Raw genomic sequence first — 21,008 nt, forward strand, 5'->3', positions numbered from 1 at the left:
CAGAATCGGTTCGTCAGCAATCACCCCGCCAATTCTGCGCTTACTCACGCGCGGGCGGGGTATGCCGCGCCCGGAAAGCAGGCGCACACCGGGTGAACCGGACCACCGGATACGCCCGCGCACCGCGCTGGTTATGGTCGAAGCCGGACCGGAAACGGTCCGACCACAAGGCGACAGGAGTGGCGCAACATGGGTGAGCTGAAGCTCGGGTACAAGGCGTCGGCGGAACAATTCGGACCCCGTGAATTGGTGGAGCTGGCGGTGCTGGCCGAGGAACACGGCCTCGACAGCGCCACGGTCAGCGATCATTTCCAGCCGTGGCGGCACAAGGGCGGTCACGCCCCGTTCTCACTGGCCTGGATGGCGGCCGCGGGTGAACGCACCGAGCGGATCATGCTCGGCACCTCGGTGCTCACCCCGACCTTCCGGTACAACCCGGCGGTGATCGCACAGGCGTTCGCGACCATGGGCTGCCTGTATCCAGGGCGGGTGATGCTGGGTGTGGGCACCGGTGAGGCGCTGAACGAGATCGCCACCGGGTACGCCGGGGAATGGCCGGAGTTCAAGGAACGGTTCGCCCGCCTGCGGGAGTCGGTTGACCTGATGCGTGCCCTGTGGACCGGCGCGCGCACGGATTACGACGGCACCTACTACAAGACTGTGGGCGCCTCGATCTACGACGTCCCCGAAGGCGGTATCCCGGTGTACGTCGCGGCCGGCGGACCGGTGGTGGCGCGGTACGCGGGACGCGCGGGCGACGGTTTCATCTGCACCTCCGGCAAAGGTATGGACCTCTACACCGAGAAACTGATGCCGGCGGTCGCCGAGGGCGCGGCGAAGGTGGACCGGGAGGTCTCCACGATCGACCGGATGATCGAAATCAAGATCTCCTATGACACCGATCCGGAGCTGGCGCTGGAGAACACGCGCTTCTGGGCCCCGCTGTCGCTGACTGCCGAACAGAAGCACAGCATCACCGACCCGATCGAGATGGAGGAAGCGGCCGACGCGCTGCCGATCGAACAGATCGCCAAACGCTGGATCGTCGCGAGCGACCCGGATCAAGCGGTCGAGCTGGTCAAACCGTACGTGGACGCGGGGCTGAATCACCTGGTGTTCCATGCTCCGGGCCACGACCAGAAACGGTTCCTGGACCTGTTCCAGCGTGATCTGGCGCCGCGTCTGCGCAAGCTCGGGTAGGGCGCCGGCATATTCGATAGACCGCGGGCCGAACCTCCGAACACCGCCGGGGCGTTCGGCCCGCGGCGTCGTGAGCGGCGGGGAGAACACCGTTAGGCTCTCTGCCATGGCCGAGGTTGCTGCGTCCAGCGTGTACATAGCGTCGCCGGAGGGCGATACCGGTAAATCGACCGTGGCGCTCGGGGTGCTGCAGATGCTGTGCGCGACCACCGCGCGGGTGGGGGTGTTCCGGCCCATCACCCGGTCGGCGACCGAATCCGATTACATTCTCGAACTGCTGCTCGAGCACAGCACCGTCGATATCGAATACCAGCAGGCGGTCGGGGTCAGTTACGAGCAGGTGCATGCCGATCCGGATGGCGCCATCTCCGAGATCGTCATGCGATACCACGATGTGGCCGCGGTCTGCGATGCCGTGGTGATCGTGGGCAGCGACTACACGGATGTGGCCAGCCCCAGCGAACTCCGGTTCAACGCGCGGATCGCGGTGAACCTGGGTGCGCCGGTACTGCTGGTGGTGCGCGGGTCGCAGCGGTCGCCGGGCGAGATCGAACATCTGGTGGACCTGTGCGCGGCCGAGTTGTCGAGTGAGCACGCGCAGCTCGCGGCGATCGTCGCCAATCGTTGTGCACCCGGAGAACTGGAGTCCGTACGGGAACAACTCGCCGTCTTCGGTGTGCCGTGCTGGAGCCTGCCCGAGGTGCCGCTGCTGATGGCACCCACCATGGCCGAACTGCGGGACGCGCTGGACGGCGAGATCTACAGCGGCGACCCCGAACTGCTGGACCGTGAGGCCCTGGGTGTGATGGTGGGCGGGATGACCGCCGAACATATTCTGGAGCGCCTGTTCGACGGTGCCGTCGTCATCGCTCCGGGTGACCGCTCCGATGTCCTGTTGAGCGTGGTGAACGCGCACGAGGCGGAGAGTTTCCCCTCGCTGGCCGGGATCGTGATGAACGGGGGCCTGCTCCCGCATCCCTCGATCGCTCGCCTGATCACCGGGCTGAAACCGCGATTACCCATCCTGACCACCGGCCTGGGCACATACGACACCGCCGGCGTCGCGCACCGCACCCGCGGCCGGATGTCCGCGGACAATCCACGCAAGGTCGATACCGCGCTGGCGCTGATGGAAACCCATGTGGACGCGGCGGAGTTCCTGCGCCGGCTCGAGGTGCCGCTCACCAGCGTGGTGACACCGCAGATGTTCGAATACCAGCTCATCGAGCGCGCGCGGGCCGACCGGAAGACCATCGTGCTGCCCGAGGGCGACGACGACCGGGTGCTGCGCGCGGCCGGGCGGGTACTGCAACGCAAGGTCGCCGATCTGATCATCCTCGGCGACGAGACCGGCGTCCGCGCGCGGGCCGCCGAACTCGGGGTGGATATCACCGATGCGCAGGTGCTCGACCCGCGCACCTCCGACCATCTCGACGATTTCGCCCGTGAATACGCCGAACTGCGCAAACACAAGGGAATCACCCTGGACCGGGCCCACGAAACGGTCACCGATATCTCGTATTTCGGCACCATGATGGTGCATCTCGGGCTCGCCGACGGGATGGTATCCGGCGCCGCGCACACCACCGCGCACACCATCCGGCCCTCGTTCGAGATCATCAAAACGGTACCGGGGGTTTCGACGGTATCGAGCGTATTCCTCATGTGCCTGGCCGATCGGGTCCTCGCGTACGGCGACTGCGCCGTGGTGCCCGATCCGACCTCCGAGCAGCTCGCCGATATCGCCGTTTCCTCGGCGGCCACCGCGGCCCGTTTCGGGATCGATGCCCGGGTGGCGATGCTGTCCTACTCGACGGGCGAATCCGGTAGCGGCGCGGATGTGGACAAGGTGCGGGTAGCGACCGCACTGGTCCGGGAGCGGGCGCCGGAACTTCTGGTGGAGGGACCCATCCAGTACGACGCGGCCGTCGAGCCGACGGTCGCCGACGCCAAACTCCCGGGTTCCGAAGTCGCGGGGCGGGCAACAGTTTTCATCTTCCCCGACCTGAACACCGGCAACAACACCTACAAGGCGGTGCAGCGCAGCGCGGGGGCGGTCGCGATCGGGCCGGTTCTGCAGGGCCTGCGCAAACCGGTGAACGATCTGTCCCGGGGCGCATTGGTCACCGATATCGTGAACACGGTGGCCATCACCGCCATTCAGGCACAGCAGCAGTGACGCGGATCGGCGAACAGGAGACTGCGGTGGAACCGGCACGGGTACTGGTGGTCAATTCGGGCTCGTCCTCGATCAAATATCAGCTGCTGGACCCGGATTCCGGCAAGGTCGCCGCATCGGGCCTGGTGGAGCGGATCGGCGAGGACGACGGCGCGATCGAGCACACGGCGGGCGAGCGAACCGTGTCCGAGCAGGTACACATCCCCGATCACACAGCGGGATTGCGCCTGGCCTTCGCGAAATTCGCGGAAACCGGCCTGGACCTGGCCGCGGCGGGGATCACCGCGGTGGGGCACCGGGTCGTCCACGGCGGCGAGGTCTTCTACCGGCCCACCCTCGTCGACGACCGAGTGCTGCGCACCATCACCGAACTGTCCGCGCTCGCACCACTGCACAATCCGGCCAATATCCGCGGGATCGAAGCCGTGCGCACCCTGCTACCGGAGGTGGCGCAGGTCGCGGTATTCGATACCGCGTTCTTCCACGGGCTGCCGGATGCCGCGAAAACCTACGCGATCGACCGGCAGGTAGCCGAAACGCACGGTATCCGCCGCTACGGCTTCCACGGCACATCGCACGAATACGTATCCGGCCGCGTCGCCGAATTCCTCGGACGTCCGCCCGGATCGCTGAAACAGATCGTCTTCCACCTGGGCAACGGCGCCTCGGTATCGGCCCTGGACGGCGGGCGCCCGGTCGACACCAGTATGGGCCTGACGCCGCTGGAGGGGCTTGTCATGGGCACCCGCTCCGGCGATCTGGACCCCGGGATCATTCTGCATCTCATGCGGACCGCGCATCTGGATATCAACGGGGTCGACCGGCTGCTCAACCGGGGTTCCGGGCTACGCGGTATGGCCGGTGTCAACGACTTCCGGGAACTGCGCCGACGGATCGACTCCGGTGATACCGCCGCGCGCTCGGCCTACGACGTCTACGTGCACCGCCTGCGTCACTATCTCGGCGCCTACCTGATCGAATTGGGCGGGGTGGACGCGATCACCTTCACGGCGGGCGTCGGCGAGAACAATCCCGATGTCCGCGCGGACGCGCTGGCCGGGCTGCACCGGTTCGGGATCGCGGTGGACCCGGAACTGAATACCGCGAAAGACCGTAACGCCCGCCGGATTTCCCCGGTCGGTGCCGAGGTTCAGGTGCTCGTGGTCCCGACCAACGAGGAGCTCGCGATCGCCCGCGCCGCCGTGGCGGTTACCGGAAAGAACTGAACCGCATGGTCGTTCAGTAGCAGGTGAGGGGTTGTAGCGGCTCGCCGGCCTGTGGCCCCAGGCCGGAGTATGCGGTCGCGATGGCCGTCACGGCCCTGCGGAGTTCGGGTTCGGGGTTCGTATAGGGCAGGCGCAGGAAACGTTCGAAAGCTCCCTGCACCCCGAACCGCGGACCCGCGGCGAGCAGGACTCCGTGATTGGGGGCGGTGGCGGCCAATGCGGTCGAGACCGGGGCGGGAAGCTGAGCCCACACCGACATACCACCTACACCGGGCAATACGTACCAGTCGGGCAGCTCCTCGGCCATTGCCGTCAGCAGCGCCTCGCGCTGTTCCCGCAGCAGTTTGCGGCGGTGCGCGAGGATCGGTTCGGCGCGCTCCAGCAGATGGACCGCCGCCAGCTGGTCCATGACCGGTGTGCCCAGGTCGACCGTGGCGCGGGTGGTCAGCAGCCGGGTGATCAACGATTCGGAGGTGCGGATCCAGCCGACCCGCAACCCGCCCCAGAACGATTTGGACGCCGAGCCGATCGTGATCACCTCGGAACCCTTCGCGAATGCGGCGACCGGCGCGGCCGGGGCGCTGTCGGTGAGCGACAGATCCGCCATGGATTCGTCGATGATCAGCATCATCCGGGTGTCCCGGGCGATCGCGGCCAGTTCGGCGCGGGCCGCCTCGTCCATCGAGAAACCGGTCGGGTTGTTGTGGTCGGGTACCAGGTAGGCGAGTGTCGCCGCGGTCTGCCGGGCGGCGCTGCGCAGACCGTCGAGATCCCAGGCGGCGGCCGGGTCCTCCAGACGCAACGGGACCGGCACCGGGCGCGCGCCGACATCGCGGATCGCCTCGATCGCATTGGGGTAGGTCGGATGGTCGATGAGCACCCGGGCGGCAGCGGGCGCCAGAACGTTCAGCAGCAGGCGCAGGCCGTGCTGGGCGCCGAGGGTCACCAGAATCTGATCGGCGCGAGTCGGCAGGCCGCGTTCGGTATAACGGCGGGCGAGCGCTTCACGCAGGGGCAGGATCCCGACCGGATCCATGCCGTGGGTGCTCAGATATGACGGAATGCCCCGTAGTGCGACGGAATAGGCCTCTTCCATCTCCGGGGGCGCGGTCATCGCGGCATACGTCAGATCCACCGCGGGCTGGGTGCCGGTGGACATGGTGGCCAGGATTCCGCGGGCGGCCCGGCCACCGTCGTGCGCGATGGCCGGCGGGAGCGCGACGGTGGAGCGGGAGCCCTGCCTGGTGATCAGGTAGCCGTGTTCGCGTAACAGCGCGTAGGTCGAAGTCACCGTGGTCCGGCTGACTCCGAGAGTCGCGGCCAGATCGCGTTCGCTGGGCAGTGCGATCCCGAGTGGAGCCCGGCCGTCGTGGATGAGCAACCGGATCCCCTCCGCCAGGGCCAGGTACGCGGGACGGCCGGGACGCCGGGCGGCACTTTCCGCGGTGGCCGGATCCGGCCCGCGCCACTGCCCCAGATCGCGAGCCAGGCCCGCGGCACCGATAACTCTCGTCGACATAAGGTCCAGTATCAGTCGATTGGCTCTTTATCGGCAAGTCCAGTAGCGCCATTCTGAAAACATGACACTCTTTGTGGCACTCGTGGGAGTGGGAACGTCCTGGTTTTTCGCCTACCGGTACCTGGTCAGCGAATCACGGCTACCCGAACTACTGGACAGGCACCGGCCGCTCGGCTCGATCATGGACGACTCCGTGACGCGGTACGACACCGAACGTGGCTACCGGGACCTGGACGCCGCGCGAACGCACCGGAATTCACTCCGGGCGCGCCCGACCTGAACCCGGCGAGGCAGACCGGCCGGCGGCTACCCGGCCACAGGAAACCTCGGATGATCGGTCCAGTTTTCCAACTGGACCGATCCGACTATTTCAGTGGATGCTGCCGGTAGAACTCGCACGGGTCACCCGACAACAGGCCGTCCTCGCACGCGAAATAGGTCTGGATACAGGAATTGGTATCGCACCCCAGCTTGACGAGCTCGTCGTTGATCCGGCGACTGCGCTCCTGCGGAGTCTCGGCCGCGACCGGCGCCGCGGCCGAAGTGGCCGGAACAGCGTGGCCCCCGGCATCCTGCGCACAACCCGAGATCAGCGCGATACCGGCACACAACGACGCCGTCACCGCGATTCGGACAGCGGGCCTCGGAATCATGCGCACCTCCATATACCCAGGGTGTTCGACGAGCGGTCAGCGTAACCGATACCGCGGAGGAACGGTCCCGGCCGGTTCGGCAACCGGCCCCCGCGACCCCCGCCGCAGCGGATGATCGCAGGCAGAGCAGCAATCCGGACCTCAGCCGGCCGGCCCCCCGCGTAACAGCGCGGCCAGGGATTCCCGATCGGTGACGTCCAGTTTGGTGCAGGCCCGATACAGATGTCCCTCCACCGTCCGGACCGAGACAGTGAGCCGATCGGCGATCTGCCGATTGCTCAAACCGGCCGCCACCAGGTTCGCGATCTCCCGTTCCCGGGCGGTGAGCGGCAACGGCTGCGCGGCGTCCCGCAGCGCGGGGGTCGCCGCACCACCGCAGGCAGCCGCCAGACGATTGGCGTGCGCCGCCGATTCCAGCAACCGGCGCCGGTCCCCCGCCCGGTCGTGGGCAGCGGCGGCCTGGGCCGCCGCGTCGGCCGCGGAAAGGCCGGCGCCGAGCCTTTCGAAATCGGCCGCGACCGCGTCCAGACCGGCACCGTCGCGCCGGGACAGGGCAGTCGCGTGCCGGGCCTGTGCCCGGACCAGCGGACCGTCTACATCGTCGGCCAGATCGGACAGCCGTCGCGCCACCGAACCCGCGCCGAATCGGGCCGCGGTGTGCAGGGCGAGCGCCTCGATGGCGTGCTGGTCCGCCCGCGCCGCGGCGTCCGCCGCGCGCATCGCCCGTTCGACCGCGGTACTCACCGCGCCCTCCGCCGCGGCCAGACAGGCCCGCGCGATCTCGAGCTGCGGTTCATAGACCGCGCTGTGCCGGCCGCCACGGGCATCGGCCTCGGCAATCGATTCAGCGGCTTCGACCGTCCTGCCGAGTGCGGCATAGGCCTCGGCGAGCCGGATCCGGGCGGGAAACATCCAGGCGGCGGCACCCTCCGCGGTGAGCGCGGCCAACGCCTGCTCCAGATTGTCGATACCGGCACCGAACCGCCCACGCGCGACGTCGACGGTGCCCTGCAGGATCCTGGACATACCCCAGGCGAGGTATTGACCGGGCGCGGAATATCCGAAGTACTCGGTGGCACGATGCGCGGCCGCATCCAGATCACCGGTGAGCACAAGCGCCAGCACCTCGGCATGTGTCGACATGAACCGGTTCAGACCGTCGATATGCGGTTCCACGGCCCGGCCGCGATCCGCGTACTGCCGGGCGTCGCGCGCACGACCCATCAGCGCCGCCGCGAGCCCGCCTCCGAAAGCTGCCCACCACACCGCCCAGGGCGGCGCGTCCGCGGCCCGCATAACCTCTTCCGATTCGCGCAACGCGTCATCGAGGCGGTTCTCGCTCACCGCGCACGCCGCGGCCAGTCCGGTGGTGATCAGCGCGATCTTCGGCTGCGTGATCCGCGACCGGACCAGCGTCAACACCTCGTCGGCACGGTCGGCGTCGCCCATGGCCCACAGCAGATTCGACACCCGGGTACTGCCCCAGCGAGCCAGCTGGACCTCATCGAGTTCGTCGGCGGTGAAACTGGCCAGCGTACGTTCGGCCTCGATCCGGTGCCCCTGCCAGAGCAGGGCACGCGCCAGCAGATCCGCCGACTCCACACCGCCGCGACGTTCCACCGCCGCCCGCGCGAACCGTTCTCCCAGCGGGAGATTCGCCAGCCCGATCGCGTCTTCGGCGGCCGATTCGAAAAGTTCCAGATCGGCGGATTTATCGCTGTCCAAGGCGAGTTCGGCGAGACGGATGCGGTCGGCGGCGGAATTGATGCGGCGCTGTTTGAGCGCGGAATAGAGCCGGCCACGTAATCGGCGCGAGGTCGCGATACCGAGCCGGCGCCGGATGACCTCGCCGAACAGCGGATGGTTGTACCGGACGACGAGATCCGGCCCGTCCTCCACGACCCTGATAACGCCCCCGTTCTCCGCGGCCTCCACCGCCTCCTCACCCGCGAGCCCGGCCATCACTTCGAGCGCTACGGGCTCGCAGAAGGTAAGTAATTCCAGAACCCGCAGAACGGATTCGGGTAGCTGCTCGACCCGGTCCTCCAGCAGTGCGGCCAGTTCCGAGGTGACCACCGCCCGGCCGCGCAGCTGCCACACCCCGTTCACCTGTCGCAGCGACCCCGCCTCCAGTGCCCCCTCGACCAGATGCCGCAGGAACAGCGCGTTCCCACCCGAGGACTCCCACATGAGATTCGCGGTGAACCCTTCCAGCTGGCCGCCCAGCAAGGATTCCACCAGCGCCACGCTCTGCTGCTGGGTGAACGCCGGGAGATGAACCCGCAGCAGATGACCGTCCTTCCACAGCGTGGTCACCGCGTCCGGCACCTGGACACCGTCGCGCACGGTGGCGACGATCCGCGCCGCCTTGTCGATCGCCAACTGCAACAGCAGCGTCGCGGACAGCTGGTCGAGCAGATGCGCATCGTCGACACCGATGATCGCCGGCCCCTCGGCGAGCAAGGCCTCGCGCGCCGCGGCCATGAAGGTCACCGGGTCGTGCGCGGTGTATACGCCGACCATATGCGCGAACACGCCCAGCGGAATACTGCGTGCCGATTCGGTTCCCGCGACCCAGCGGATGGTCCCGCCCCCCGCCGCGGCGGCCCGCCGGGCCAGGGTGGTCTTCCCGACACCGGGCTCCCCGATGAGTACAGCACCGACATGATCGGGGCCGGTGAGCGTCGCGCGAATCGCTTCGAACTCGTTCGCCCGTTCGATCATCGGCCAGTTCCGAGCCATATGTCTACTGTAAAGCCCGCATTACCGGCCGGTACCGCGAACTCCCCACGGCGGCACCGGTACTGCGCGGTCGAACGGGAATCGGTTCAGCCTTCACCCACTTCGCAGGCCAGTCCGTCACCGTCCGCATCGAGCTGCCACGAGTAGCCCGGCTGCCCGCCGAACAGTGGCGTATCGGCCTCGCGCCGCGCGTGATCGCAGTTGATGTAGTAAGGGTGTTCGTTATCTTCGGCCCCGGGTTGCGCACGATCGGCGGGCAGCGGATGCGAATCATCGATCGTGTTCGACGAGCGCTGGGTGCCGGCGGCCGCCGGGGCGGCGGTGAGGACGGTCAGCGCACATCCGGCGACCACGAGGTGAGCCAGGGTTCGGCGAGCATTCATCACGGTAATCCTTGGTGCTGAGTGGTACTCCCATCCTCGCCGGTGCCCGGGGTAAGTGAAAGACCTTCGTTCCCCCGGTACACCGGCGCCCTCGCACGGCAGCTCCGGTTACTCGCTCGGCGGGTCGCACACCTTCCAGCCGCTATCGGTCTCCTGCAGATCGAAGGTGCGGGCGGTCTCCTCCGGGTCCGCGTCGGTCTGCACAGTGACCTGCGCGAGAGCCGTCCGGTCGGTGATCTGGACGGCGTCGACGCTGGTGACCTCCGGGATAGTGCCCCCGTCCACCGCCTGCTGATGCACGCCGGCGAACTGATCCTCGGACAGGCCCTGGTAGTAGTCGTGCAGCGAGCCGCAGGTGACCTCCCGCAGCGCGGGCAGATCACCGCTTTCCAGCGCACCCGTGTAATCGCCGATGGCCGTGCGGATTCGGGCCTGCGGGGAATCGTCACCGGCACCGACGCCCACCAGGATCGCGATCAACGCGATCACGAGTGCCACGGCAGCGCCACCCGCGATCAGCCACTTCTTATTCGTAGCCGGCATCGCCGCAGCAGGGGCCGGTTCCACCCGTTGCGGTTGGGCAATCTGCTGCGGCGCGGAATACTGCGGCGCCTGCGCGACCCGCTGCTCGGCCACCGTCGGTTTGAGATCGGCCGGTGAGGGCGCCGCGCCCGCTCGCTGCGGCACGGGTTGCGGGCGGCCGGTCTGCCGCTGCCCGGCCGGCGGAGCGCCGGGACGCTGCGGCGCGGGTTGATCGGGCCGCCCCGGCGCCTGCGGACCCGGCCGTTTCGGCCCGGTCTGCGGGCGGGGGGTGGACGGCGGTTTCGACAGGGCCGGTGCGCCCGGACCCACTCGATCGGTTCTGGCGGGCCCCTGCTGGCCACCGGAGGCCTGCCCCTCGCGGCCCGCCTTCCGCGCCTGGTTCATATCGATACGCGCGGTGGCGTCGGGGTCCGGTTTCTGCGCCGGCATGGAAACGGTCCGCGCCTCGTCGGGCCGGGGCTGCCGCGGAATCACGACCGTCCGCGCCTCACCACCTTCCGACTCCGGTTCGGAGATATCCCGCCCGTCTTCGGCTTCCGCGTCCTGCGCCTTCGCATCACCCGGCGCGGTTCCGCCTTCGTCCGCGGCGCCGTCGGCCTCTTCGGACCTGCCGGCGGCTTCCCGCTTCTCAGCCTCTGACTTCTCGGCGGCTTCGGGTTTCTCGGCCTCTCCGGGCTTCTCGGCGGCTTCGGCCGGTTCGGATCCGGCGGCGGCTTCCTCAGCATTGCCGGAACCGCCAGCGGCCGGCTCGCCCGCGCTGTCATCAGCAACATCGGCCGATTTCGCGGCGACGGCCGCACCGCCGGCCTCGGCCGCCCGGGATCCCGCGTCGGCCTCGAGGTCGTCGACGCTCTCGCCGGTCTTCTCGCCGGCGGCATCCGCGCTGCTCGCTGCTTCGGCTTCTCCGTCGGACGCGGTGACGGTGGACTTGTCCGCGGCGGAGTCGGGGACATCTCCTTCGGCGAGCTTCCCGGCAGCGCTTACGGCCGCTGCGGTTGTACTGCCGCCGGAAGCCGTCGCGTTCCCCGAAATATCGCTCCCAGCGGTTTCCACCGTGACGGACTCGGTCCCGGCCGTCTCCGTGTCGCCGGTTCCCGTCGCCGACGTGGCGGGTTCCGCCGTCTCGGCTCCGACCGTGACCGTATCGTCGGGCTCGTCCTCGGCTTGTGTATCGCCGGAATCGGCTTCCTCGGAAGCCGGGGTGGGTTCCTCGTCCCCGGCCGGGTCCTCGGACCGCTCGCTGTCCCCCGCTCCAGCCTCGGTTGTCTCCTCCGGAGATCCGGTTGTCTCGTCAGCGGCCGGCTTCTCCTCGGAGCCCGGTTGCTCCCCTTCGGATCCCCGCTGATCGGATACAGTTTCCGGCTCGCGCGCATCACTCGCGGCCACGGCCGGCTCATCGTCGCCGGGCTCCGGCTCGTCTCCGGACGTCTGCGCGGAGTTCGTCTCGTCCGCTGGACCCGTACCCGCCGCGGACGCACTGATCCGCTCGGTCGTATCACCGGACCCGTCGGTGCCGTTCCCCGTTTCGGGAGCGGCGCCGGCTTCCGGAGAGTCCGTGTCGTCGGAACTACCGGCAGCGGACGCACGTGGGATGGCTTCCGTAGGTGCGTTGCTCTCGCCGGGAGCGGGTGCGTCGTCGTGCGGTCCGGTATCGCGCCCGATCGCCCGACGGAACCGCGAGGTCACCGCATCGGCTGCCTGTGACAGCGTCGATCCGGTGTCCTGCGTGTCCGTCGCCTCGGCAGGCGAACCGGAGCCCGATTCGGAGTGCGTCGGTTTCTCGTCGTCGGTCGGGTGCGGCACCTAAACCCCTCGTTGCTGGGCGAACAGTATGTGACGTAGAAGGCCAGCCTATCGAGCATTCCCGTCGGCCGTGCACAATGAACCGCATGACCTCGTTCGGTGATCTGCTCGGACCGCAACCCGTACTCCTTCCTGAACTGCACGCGGCGGAAGACGCACTCGACGCGGGCACCGATCCGGTGCGTGTCGCGGCCGACAACCCGGCTGCCTCGATCGCCTGGGCGTCCCTGGCCGAAGCCGCCTTGGAACGGGCCGGCGACGCCGCGGACCCGGTGAACCACGACCTGGTCGCCGCCTACGCGTTCGCCCGCACCGGCTACCACCGCGGCTTGGACCTCCTGCGCCGCAACGGCTGGAAGGGTTTCGGCCCGGTGCCGTGGGAGCACGAACCCAACCGCGGGTTCCTGCGCAGTGTCGCGGTCCTGGCGAAGGCGGCGAAGGCGATCGGCGAAACCGATGAATACGCCCGCTGCCTCGACCTGCTCGAGGATTGTGATCCCCGGGCGGCCGGGGAACTCGGTCTGGGCTGAACGATATCGCGGCAGTGACCGACCCGAACTCACGAATGTCGCGGGCCCGGGTCCGCGGCGCCGAACGCCTGCGCCGTTCCTGGACCCGCCTGCGGCTCTCGGCTCTCCCGATTCTGCAATGCTCGCTGGCCGCCGCGCTGGCCTGGTTCCTGGCCAAAGATGTGGTCGGGCATGCGCTGCCGTTCTTCGCCCCGACGGCCGCCATCGTGTCGATCGGCACCGCGTTCGGTGCGCGGCTGCGCCGTTCGCTCGAACTGGTGGTCGGGGTGGCGGTCGGTATCGGCGTCGGCGATCTGTTCATCTCGCAGGTGGGGACCGGGGTCTGGCAGATCGCGCTGGTGGTGGCGGCGGCGATGTCGCTGGCCATCTTCCTCGACGGTGGCCCCATCATCGGAATCCAGGCCTCCGGGTCGGCCGTACTGGTGGCGACACTGATGCCGCCGGAAAGCGGAGCCGGCGCGTCCCGGATGGTCGACGCGCTGATCGGCGGCCTGGTGGGCGTGGTGGTTGTCGCCGCGCTGCCCCTGCATCCGGTGCGCCGCGCCCGGGAACAGGCCGCGGCGATCCTCGGAGTCGTGGGGAAATCTCTCACCGATTGCGCGCACGGCCTGCTGGAACAGGATCCGGGCAAGATCCACGACGCGCTCACCGCGGTCCGCGCCACCCAGCAGCAGCTGGATTCGCTGCGCAAAACGCTGGAGGGCGGGCGCGAGGTGAGCCGGATATCCCCGCTCTACTGGAATTCCCGCGGCCGGCTGAAGCGATTACGCGCGGCAACCGACCCGCTGGACAACGCGGTCCGCAACACGCGGGTGCTGCTGCGCCGCTCGCTGACGCTGGTGCGCGATGACGAAATCCTCAAACCCGGGCTGATCGAGGAAATGGAACGGCTGGCCACGGCGGTGGACGTGGTCCGGCGGATGGTGCTGGCCGATCCGGGCGAACAACCGGACCGAGCGGAGGCGGCCCGCGCACTGCGCACGGTGGCCAAACAGGCTCGGCCGGAGATCGTCGAGGGTGCCGGCTTGTCGGCACATGTGGTTTTCGCCCAGATCCGGTCCACCCTGGTGGACCTCATGCAGGTATGTGGGGTCCAGCGGATCTCGGCACTGGCCCTGCTACCGCCGACCGTGCCGCATCCGTATGTGACTCCCCAGAATTGAGACTCGGCACCACTGCTGGGCGCGTTCGATCGTGGCCGGGTCGGCGGGCTAGGCCCAGAAGCGGGTCAGGTAGCTGCCGTAGCGGGACCAGTCGTCGGAGACTCCGGACAGGTCGAAGAGTGCGTAGACCGCGTCGAAGAAGACCTGGTTGATCGCGGGGGTGAACAGCAGGGCGAACAGGATGAGCATGCCGAACGGTTTGAACTGATCCAGGCCGCGGCGGGTCTGGTAGCTCAGGGACGGTTCGATAACGCCGTAACCGTCCAGGCCGGGTATCGGGAGCAGGTTCAGCAGGGTCGCCGTCACCTGCAGGAAGGCCAGGAAGCTCAGTCCGAACCAGAATGCCGGGTTGTCCTGTGAACTGCCGAACAGCCGCACGATCAGCAACAGCACCACCGCGCAGAGGGCGTTCACCGCCGGACCGGCGGCACTGATCAGCCGTTGGGTTCGCGGCGCCACCTGGTGAGCGTGGATGTACACGGCGCCGCCGGGCAGTCCGATCCCGCCCAGCGCGATGAAGACCATAGGCAGCACGATCGACAGCAGCGGGTGGCTGTATTTGAGCGGATTCAAGGTCAGATATCCGCGCAGTTCCACCTCACGGTCACCGGCCCGCCAGGCCAGATAGGCGTGCGCGAATTCGTGCAGGCACAGGCTCACCACCCAGCCGAACACCACAAGCACGAAAACCCCGGCCTTCGCCCGCACCGAATCCAGCTCGGCAGTCCAGGCAAGCACACCGCCTGCCACCGCCAGCAGCAGGACCAGCAGGAATATCGGGCTGGGCCGCACCGCACCGCGCCGCAGCGCCCGGACCTCGCCGCTCATCTCACCAGTAGCCAGGGTTCGTGGTACCGGTAGAAACTCGACCGGGGCACCGTCCTGTCGCTCTGCACACCGTCCCGGTCGACCACCGCCGCCGGCGTGCCCAGCTGGGCGGCCCGTCCGGCGGTCCAGCGGCGGCGCCGGAACCGGCGCGGCACACTGGCCCGGACCCCCGGCAGCTCGAGGGTCGGGGTGACGAACATGGCCCGGACCTCCCCGGTGAACAACCGCGTGTCGTCGACATAGGCCTCGCCGGCCAGGTTCCCTCCACCCGGCCCGGTGATCTTGGCCCGGCCCACCAGAACTGTGCCGGTATCGTCCCGCACCAGCGGGACCTCCTCGACGGTCCCCTCGAGCGCGCGGCGCGCCGCGGAATTACCGGTGTCGAGCTGATAGGCCCGCGCCGCGTACGTGTGGTCGGGCGGCACGTACGCCACCTCCACATGCAGTCGTTCGGTGCGCATCAGATGGGTGAGCACGGCGGCCAGCGCGGCATCGGTACCGAGCACGATCAGCCGCGGCAGACTGTCCGCTGCCAGTACCGGCAACAGTTCGTCGATCAGCGCGGAATCCGGAACAGCCTCGGTCTGTGTCGTGGGCTGGGCGGCGAGCGCGATAGGTACCGGAGCATCGGCGCAGCGGAGAACATGGGTACTCAAACGCCCAACACCCTCCTCGGACCGGTCGTCCACGAGTGTAGAGGGTGCACCGCGGCGACTCGCACAACGGGCCTGGTACAGCGGGCGTACCCCGCGGCGTTCGGCGGCTCGAGTAGACTGTGCTCCCGGCTTCCTCCCCATTACGGCAGGTAGCTGCAGCACGAGGTGCGTGTTGCGCGTCGACCCGTAGGAGACACGACCATGCCGGCAATCGTCCTCATCGGCGCCCAGTGGGGCGACGAGGGCAAGGGCAAAGCCACCGATCTACTCGGCGGCCGGGTGCAGTGGGTAGTGCGGTACCAGGGCGGCAACAATGCCGGCCATACCGTGGTGCTGCCCAACGGGGACAACTTCGCGCTGCACCTGATCCCCTCGGGAATCCTGACGCCCGGAGTCCGCAACGTCATCGGCAACGGCGTGGTCGTCGACCCCGGCGTGCTGCTCGACGAAGTGGCGGGCTTGGAGGAGCGCGGTGTCGACACCTCGGGCCTGCTGCTCTCCGCGGACGCCCACCTGATCATGCCGTACCACGTGGCCATCGATAAGGTCACCGAACGCTTCCTCGGCAACAACAAGATCGGCACCACCGGCCGCGGTATCGGCCCCTGCTACCAGGACAAAGTGGCGCGGGTCGGGGTGCGCGTCGCCGATGTCCTGGACGAGAAGATCCTCACCCAGAAGGTGGAGGCGGCGCTCGAGTTCAAGAACCAGGTCCTGGTGAAGATCTACAACCGCCGGGCCCTGGAGCCGCAGCAGGTCGTGGACGAGGTGCTGACGCAGGCGGAGAAGTTCGCGCACCGGATCAGCGATACCCGCCTGGAACTGAACCTCGCGATCGAACGCGGCGAAACCGTCCTGCTGGAAGGGTCGCAGGGCACGCTGCTCGACGTCGACCACGGCACCTATCCGTACGTCACCTCGTCCAACCCGACCGCCGGCGGTGCCGCGGTGGGCGCCGGTATCGGGCCCAACCAGATCGGCACGGTGCTGGGCATCCTGAAGGCGTACACCACCCGGGTCGGCTCCGGACCTTTCCCGACCGAACTGTTCGACGAATCGGGCGCCTATCTGGCGAAGGCCGGCGGCGAGGTCGGGGTGACCACCGGTCGCGCCCGGCGCTGCGGCTGGTTCGACGCGGTGATCGCCCGCTACGCCACCCGGGTCAACGGAATCACCGACTACTTCCTCACCAAACTTGACGTACTGTCCAGCCTGGACCGGGTCCCGATCTGCGTGGCCTACGAGGTGGACGGGGAGCGGGTCGAGCAGATGCCGACCACCCAGACCGGGTTCCACCACGCCAAACCGATCTTCGAGGAGATGCCGGGCTGGTGGGAGGATATTTCCGGGGCCCGCACCTTCGAGGAACTCCCGGTCAACGCTCAGGCCTACGTCCGCCGGCTGGAGGAACTCTCCGGTGCGCGGATCTCCTGCATCGGTGTGGGCCCGGGCCGCGAGCAGACGATCGTCCGCCACGACATTCTGGGATAGGGTCGCGGCGGGGGACACCGGGATCGCGAGAAGAAACCGGTTGACCGGAGTTCGTGGGAGTCCGGGGCTCGTAAATACTGGGGTCAGGATCTCTCAGTGAGCCATCCGTGAAGGGGCGGGCTGTGTAATTGGAGCCGCTCCGCGGCTCGAGGGTGGGGCCCCGGGTAGCCCGGTTCTTCACTCCCGCCGGGCGGTCGCTGCGCTCCCTTCCTCTGGTCGCTCCAGAACCGGGCGGGCCCCACCCATGTGGAGGGTGGGGTACTCGGCCGGGGTGTTCGGGGGTCAGCGTACGGCTTGGAAGACCAGGACGGTTGTTCCGATGCGGATCGCGTCGCCGTCCGCGAGCAGTGCGGAATCGGTCGGCTCGTCGTTGACGTAGACCCCGTTCGCCGAACCCAGATCCTCCAACAGCAGCCCGGCCCGGCCCAGTTTGATCTGGGCGTGGTATCGGCTGGCCTTCGGATCGTCGAGAACCAGATCGTTATCGGTCATCCGGCCGATCCGGAAACCACCGTGCCCCACCATCACCAGACGTCCGTCCGGTAACCGCAACTGCCCGCTGCGCACCGTACGCGGCACCTCGGTGACCGTATCCGTCATCGCGGCGGCCATCCGCTCGGCCGTTTTGAATTCGACCGTGCTCAGCGGCTCCTGACGCAACACCCGGCTCTCCAGCTCGACCAGGGCGGGGCCCGGGTCGATCCCGAGTTCCTCGGCCAGGACCGTCCGCACCCGGCGGCACGCCTCCAGCGCGTCGGCATGCCGTTCGGACAGGTACAGCGCGGTGATGAGCTGGCCCCACAGCGGTTCCCGCAGTGGATACTCATTGGTCAGCGCGACCAGTTCACCGATCACCGCGGTGGCCCGCCCGCAGGCGATCTCCGCGTCGAACCGCGCCGAAACCGCCAGCAGCCGTTCTTCTTCCATCGCGGTCGCGAAACTGTCCGCGAATCCCAGACCGGCCAGGTCCGAGAGCGCGCGTCCGTTCCACTCGCGCAGAGCGGTGGTGAACAGGCGCGACGCCGATGCGTGGTCCCCGGCGCCCGTGGCGCGGTTCCCGGCATCGCGGGCGGCCTCGAACCGGCCGAGATCGCAGGCTTCGTCGGCGATCTCGAGCCGGTATCCGGCGGATTCCGTGCGCAGCAGCCCCACCGGGTCCACCCCCGAATTCCGCAATGCCTTGCGGATATTGGAGACGAAGACCTGGAGGCTGGCGGCGTAGGCGTCCGGCGGGGCCTCGTTCCAGACCATATCGGCCAGCGTCGACGAGGCCACGGCACGGCGCCGGTTCACCGCGAGCGCGGCCAGCAGCGCTCGCGGTTTGGGCCCGCCGACGGGGACCGGCTCACCGCCGATCGTCAGTTGTACGGGCCCCAGCACACGGAGGTCGAGGGTCATCTCGCGGTGGACACGGTAGCTGGGTCAGGCACTGACGGAGCGTCCCGCGGACCGCAGTGCCTCGCACGCCTCCACTACCCGCTGCGCCATCGAGAGCTCGGCCTTCTTCAGGTAGCTGCGCGGATCGTAGGTCTTCTTGTTGCCGACCTCGCCGTCGATCTTGAGCACACCGTCGTAGTTACCGAACATATGCGCGGCGATCGGCCGGGTGAAGGCGTACTGGGTGTCGGTGTCGACGTTCATCTTCACCACGCCGTAGCGCAGCGAATCGTCGATCTCCGATTTCAGCGACCCCGACCCGCCGTGGAATACGAAATCGAACGGCTGCGCGTCGTCGCTCAGGCCCAGTTTGGCCACGGCGACCCGCTGCCCCTCGGCCAGCACCTCGGGCTTGAGCACCACATTGCCCGGCTTGTACACACCGTGCACATTGCCGAAGGTGGCGGCGAGCAGGTATTTGCCCTTCTCACCGGTACCCAGCGCGTCGATGGTTTTCTCGAAATCCGCGGGCGAGGTGTAGAGCTTATCGTTGATCTCGGCCTCGACACCGTCCTCTTCACCGCCGACCACACCGATCTCGACCTCGAGGATGATCTTGGCTGCTTCCGCGGCGGAGAGCAGCTCCTGGGCGATCGACAGATTCTCGTCGATCGGGACCGCCGAACCGTCCCACATATGCGACTGGAACAGCGGGTTGCGCCCGGCGTTCACCCGCTCCTGCGAGATGGCCAGCAGCGGGCGGACGAATCCGTCCAGCTTGTCCTTGGGGCAGTGATCGGTGTGCAGCGCGATCGTGACGCCGTACTTTTCGGCCACGATATGCGCGAACTCGGCCAGCGCGACAGCGCCGGTGACCATATCCTTCACACCCTGACCGGAACCGAATTCCGCGCCGCCGGTGGAGAACTGGATGATCCCGTCACTGCCGGCCTCGGCGAAACCCTTGATCGCCGCGTTGATCGTCTCCGACGATGTGCAGTTGATGGCCGGGAAGGCGAAGGAGTTCGCCTTGGCCTGGCCGAGCATCTCGGCGTAGACCTCCGGAGTCGCGATCGGCACTGTGAAGACCTCCGTGTTGTGCGGCAGACGGGGATTGTCTGTTTCTGCACATACCCTAAGGCAGGCGGGATTCGTCCGGTATAAGGGGATTGTTTGCGCCGCCGCACCCTGCGGGGCCGGATGTAACCGGTACTGTGGGCCGGGTGATTGCGCTGGCAGCTACCGACGCGGTGACGAGCAATCTGGCTCTGACCGAACTGCTCGACCCGATGCACCTGTTGACCGAGACCTGGTTGAAGAACGCGGTGCTACCGGCGATTCTGGTGATCGTCTTCATCGAGACCGGCCTGCTGTTCCCCCTGCTCCCCGGCGATTCGCTGCTGTTCACGGGCGGTCTGCTGTCGGCTCAGGAGAACCCTCCGATATCCATCTGGGTGTTGCTGCCGGCGGTCGTATTCATCGCTTTCGCCGGTGATCAATGCGGTTACTGGATCGGCCGGGCCATCGGACCCGCACTCTTCAACAAAGAGGACACCCGCTTCTTCAAGAAGAGCTATGTGACCGAAACGCACGAGTTCTTCGAGAAACACGGCCCCAAAACGATCATCCTTGCCCGATTCGTCCCGATCGTCCGGACCTTCATGCCCGTGCTCGCCGGTGTGTCGAAGATGAGCTATCGGCGCTATGTGGCCTTCGATATCGTCGGCGCGGTCGCCTGGGGCGGCGGGGTCACCGTTCTCGGATACTTCCTGGGCAACGTGGCCTTCATCCGCGACCATGTCGAGGCGATATTCCTGCTCATCGTGTTCGTCTCGATCCTGCCGGGTATCAGCGCGGTGGCCAAGAAACTGCTGAACCGCAAGGCCGAGCCCGAGCCCGGGCACGCGCTGGTCTCCACCGCCGAAATGCCGGCCGTGGATATGCCGGAAAAGGTCACCAGCACCATGCCGCTGCCGGTGGTGCCGGGCAACACAGCGGCCGCCCCGAACGAGACCCCAGCACGGTAGTCGATGGTGTCCGTCTCGGCCATGCCCCATGCGATGGGTAACTTCGACCCACTGATCTCCGCCGGTCCGGCGCTGGTCTGGACAGTGGTCCTGACCTTCGTCTTCCTGGAATGCGCGTTCATCCTCGGCCTGTTCCTGCCCGGCGATTCGATGTTGCTCACCGCGGGCGTCGTGATGGCCTCGCACGCCAGCGGGGAAACCCAGGTGTGGCTGCTGTCGGTAGGTGCGATGCTCGCGGCGATCGCCGGGAACCAAGTCGGCTACGTTGTCGGGCGCCGCACCGGGCACAAGATGGTCGCCCGGAAGAACGGGCGATATATCAACACCCAGAATCTGTCACGGGTAGCCGAACTGCTGCGCCGGCACGGATTCGTCGCGGTGCTGATCGCGCGGTGGATCCCGTGGGTGCGCACCTTGTGCCCGATGGTGGCGGGCGCAGCCGAAATGGACCATCGCCGCTACACCATCGCCAGTACCATCGGCGCCGTCATCTGGGCCCCGGTACTGCTGCTGCTGGGCTACTACGCGGGGAGCTTCATCCAGCAGTTCGCCTGGTTGACGCCGATCGTGATCGGCTCGCTGGTGCTCTGTCTCATCGTGGGCACCGTTATCGGTATCCGGCAGTACCGCCACGAGATGGCTCAGCCGGCCGAGGATTTCGAACTGGACTCCACCACCGCCGAGACCA

Annotated in this window: 16 protein-coding genes and 2 pseudogenes; 9 read left to right on the top strand and 9 right to left on the bottom strand. The window is 67.9% G+C overall.

Features of this window, described 5'->3' with window-relative positions:
- Positions 1-189 precede the first annotated feature (189 nt).
- The 3 genes from fgd to ABZ827_RS24570 all read left to right on the top strand — a co-directional run bounded on the left by fgd (position 190) and on the right by ABZ827_RS24570 (position 4,605).
- Positions 190-1,200, top strand: coding sequence for a glucose-6-phosphate dehydrogenase (coenzyme-F420) (fgd, locus tag ABZ827_RS24560; RefSeq protein ID WP_357240936.1), 1,011 nt, complete (start codon positions 190-192; stop codon positions 1,198-1,200).
- 106 nt (positions 1,201-1,306) lie between these two features.
- Positions 1,307-3,379, top strand: a complete 2,073-nt coding sequence (gene pta / locus ABZ827_RS24565; protein ID WP_357240939.1) for a phosphate acetyltransferase — start codon at positions 1,307-1,309, stop codon at positions 3,377-3,379.
- A gap of 26 nt (positions 3,380-3,405) precedes the next feature.
- On the top strand, positions 3,406-4,605 hold the full coding sequence (locus ABZ827_RS24570) for an acetate kinase (protein WP_357240942.1): 1,200 nt from the start codon (positions 3,406-3,408) through the stop codon (positions 4,603-4,605).
- 13 nt (positions 4,606-4,618) lie between these two features.
- On the opposite strand, the gene ABZ827_RS24575 is transcribed toward ABZ827_RS24570, so the two are convergent.
- The gene (locus ABZ827_RS24575; protein WP_357240945.1) at positions 4,619-6,124 is read right to left on the bottom strand and encodes a PLP-dependent aminotransferase family protein; all 1,506 of its coding nucleotides are present in this window, start codon (positions 6,122-6,124) and stop codon (positions 4,619-4,621) included.
- A gap of 61 nt (positions 6,125-6,185) precedes the next feature.
- On the opposite strand from ABZ827_RS24575, the gene ABZ827_RS24580 reads away from it, so the two are divergent.
- A complete protein-coding gene (locus ABZ827_RS24580) occupies positions 6,186-6,404 on the top strand; it encodes a hypothetical protein (protein ID WP_357240947.1) in 219 nt (72 codons plus the stop codon).
- An 85-nt stretch (positions 6,405-6,489) separates the two neighbouring features.
- On the opposite strand, the gene ABZ827_RS24585 is transcribed toward ABZ827_RS24580, so the two are convergent.
- The 4 genes from ABZ827_RS24585 to ABZ827_RS24600 form a co-directional block, all read right to left on the bottom strand.
- Positions 6,490-6,777, bottom strand: a complete 288-nt coding sequence (locus ABZ827_RS24585) for a hypothetical protein (protein WP_357240950.1) — start codon at positions 6,775-6,777, stop codon at positions 6,490-6,492.
- 141 nt (positions 6,778-6,918) lie between these two features.
- Complete coding sequence (locus ABZ827_RS24590; protein ID WP_357240953.1) at positions 6,919-9,519, bottom strand: LuxR C-terminal-related transcriptional regulator; 2,601 nt, start codon at positions 9,517-9,519, stop codon at positions 6,919-6,921.
- An 86-nt stretch (positions 9,520-9,605) separates the two neighbouring features.
- Entirely contained in the window at positions 9,606-9,902 is a 297-nt protein-coding gene (locus ABZ827_RS24595) for an excalibur calcium-binding domain-containing protein (protein ID WP_357240956.1), read from the bottom strand.
- Between the two features lie 108 nt (positions 9,903-10,010).
- Positions 10,011-12,248: a hypothetical protein gene (locus tag ABZ827_RS24600; protein WP_357240959.1), complete on the bottom strand. Its 2,238-nt coding sequence runs from the start codon at positions 12,246-12,248 to the stop codon at positions 10,011-10,013.
- A gap of 86 nt (positions 12,249-12,334) precedes the next feature.
- Here ABZ827_RS24600 and ABZ827_RS24605 point away from each other — a divergent pair, with 86 nt between their 5' ends.
- Both ABZ827_RS24605 and ABZ827_RS24610 read left to right on the top strand, forming a co-directional pair.
- A complete protein-coding gene (locus tag ABZ827_RS24605) occupies positions 12,335-12,778 on the top strand; it encodes a DUF3151 domain-containing protein (protein ID WP_357240962.1) in 444 nt (147 codons plus the stop codon).
- A gap of 35 nt (positions 12,779-12,813) precedes the next feature.
- The gene (locus ABZ827_RS24610; protein WP_357241114.1) at positions 12,814-13,941 is read left to right on the top strand and encodes an FUSC family protein; all 1,128 of its coding nucleotides are present in this window, start codon (positions 12,814-12,816) and stop codon (positions 13,939-13,941) included.
- Positions 13,942-13,989: 48 nt separating this feature from the next.
- On the opposite strand, the gene ABZ827_RS24615 is transcribed toward ABZ827_RS24610, so the two are convergent.
- Together ABZ827_RS24615 and ABZ827_RS24620 are read right to left on the bottom strand one after the other, a co-directional pair.
- Positions 13,990-14,769 carry a site-2 protease family protein gene (locus tag ABZ827_RS24615; RefSeq protein WP_357240964.1) on the bottom strand — a complete coding sequence of 260 codons (780 nt, stop codon included), beginning with the start codon at positions 14,767-14,769 and terminating at the stop codon, positions 13,990-13,992.
- Entirely contained in the window at positions 14,766-15,425 is a 660-nt protein-coding gene (locus ABZ827_RS24620) for a hypothetical protein (RefSeq protein WP_357240967.1), read from the bottom strand. Before ABZ827_RS24620 ends, ABZ827_RS24615 begins: the two co-directional genes overlap by 4 nt.
- Positions 15,426-15,626: 201 nt before the next feature.
- On the opposite strand from ABZ827_RS24620, the gene ABZ827_RS24625 reads away from it, so the two are divergent.
- Positions 15,627-16,916 carry an adenylosuccinate synthase gene (locus ABZ827_RS24625; protein WP_357240971.1) on the top strand — a complete coding sequence of 430 codons (1,290 nt, stop codon included), beginning with the start codon at positions 15,627-15,629 and terminating at the stop codon, positions 16,914-16,916.
- A gap of 282 nt (positions 16,917-17,198) precedes the next feature.
- Here the strand turns inward: ABZ827_RS24625 and ABZ827_RS24630 are convergent, their stop codons facing one another.
- Both ABZ827_RS24630 and fbaA read right to left on the bottom strand, forming a co-directional pair.
- Positions 17,199-18,314, bottom strand: a complete 1,116-nt coding sequence (locus ABZ827_RS24630; protein ID WP_357240973.1) for a BTAD domain-containing putative transcriptional regulator — start codon at positions 18,312-18,314, stop codon at positions 17,199-17,201.
- Positions 18,315-18,338: 24 nt separating this feature from the next.
- Entirely contained in the window at positions 18,339-19,373 is a 1,035-nt protein-coding gene (fbaA, locus tag ABZ827_RS24635; protein WP_357240976.1) for a class II fructose-bisphosphate aldolase, read from the bottom strand.
- A gap of 209 nt (positions 19,374-19,582) precedes the next feature.
- On the opposite strand from fbaA, the pseudogene ABZ827_RS24640 reads away from it, so the two are divergent.
- Positions 19,583-20,137 (top strand): annotated as a pseudogene (locus tag ABZ827_RS24640) (VTT domain-containing protein); the annotation flags it as partial.
- Between the two features lie 204 nt (positions 20,138-20,341).
- Positions 20,342-20,989 (top strand): annotated as a pseudogene (locus ABZ827_RS24645) (DedA family protein); the annotation flags it as partial.
- Positions 20,990-21,008: the final 19 nt, after the last annotated feature.

The organism is Nocardia sp. NPDC019395, assembly GCF_040632335.1.
In the GTDB taxonomy this organism is placed as follows: Bacteria; Actinomycetota; Actinomycetes; order Mycobacteriales; family Mycobacteriaceae; genus Nocardia.

What these genes read in the sequence shown, in the direction of transcription:
- pta (WP_357240939.1), top strand. Translation starts at nt 1,307, where the DNA reads ATGGCCGAGGTTGCTGCGTCCAGCGTGTACATAGCGTCGCCGGAGGGC.
- ABZ827_RS24615 (WP_357240964.1), bottom strand. Translation starts at nt 14,769, where the DNA reads ATGAGCGGCGAGGTCCGGGCGCTGCGGCGCGGTGCGGTGCGGCCCAGC.
- ABZ827_RS24605 (WP_357240962.1), top strand. Translation starts at nt 12,335, where the DNA reads ATGACCTCGTTCGGTGATCTGCTCGGACCGCAACCCGTACTCCTTCCT.
- ABZ827_RS24610 (WP_357241114.1), top strand. Translation starts at nt 12,814, where the DNA reads ATGTCGCGGGCCCGGGTCCGCGGCGCCGAACGCCTGCGCCGTTCCTGG.
- ABZ827_RS24585 (WP_357240950.1), bottom strand. Translation starts at nt 6,777, where the DNA reads ATGATTCCGAGGCCCGCTGTCCGAATCGCGGTGACGGCGTCGTTGTGT.
- ABZ827_RS24575 (WP_357240945.1), bottom strand. Translation starts at nt 6,124, where the DNA reads ATGTCGACGAGAGTTATCGGTGCCGCGGGCCTGGCTCGCGATCTGGGG.
- fgd (WP_357240936.1), top strand. Translation starts at nt 190, where the DNA reads ATGGGTGAGCTGAAGCTCGGGTACAAGGCGTCGGCGGAACAATTCGGA.
- ABZ827_RS24625 (WP_357240971.1), top strand. Translation starts at nt 15,627, where the DNA reads ATGCCGGCAATCGTCCTCATCGGCGCCCAGTGGGGCGACGAGGGCAAG.
- ABZ827_RS24595 (WP_357240956.1), bottom strand. Translation starts at nt 9,902, where the DNA reads ATGAATGCTCGCCGAACCCTGGCTCACCTCGTGGTCGCCGGATGTGCG.
- ABZ827_RS24580 (WP_357240947.1), top strand. Translation starts at nt 6,186, where the DNA reads ATGACACTCTTTGTGGCACTCGTGGGAGTGGGAACGTCCTGGTTTTTC.
- ABZ827_RS24630 (WP_357240973.1), bottom strand. Translation starts at nt 18,314, where the DNA reads ATGACCCTCGACCTCCGTGTGCTGGGGCCCGTACAACTGACGATCGGC.
- ABZ827_RS24590 (WP_357240953.1), bottom strand. Translation starts at nt 9,519, where the DNA reads ATGGCTCGGAACTGGCCGATGATCGAACGGGCGAACGAGTTCGAAGCG.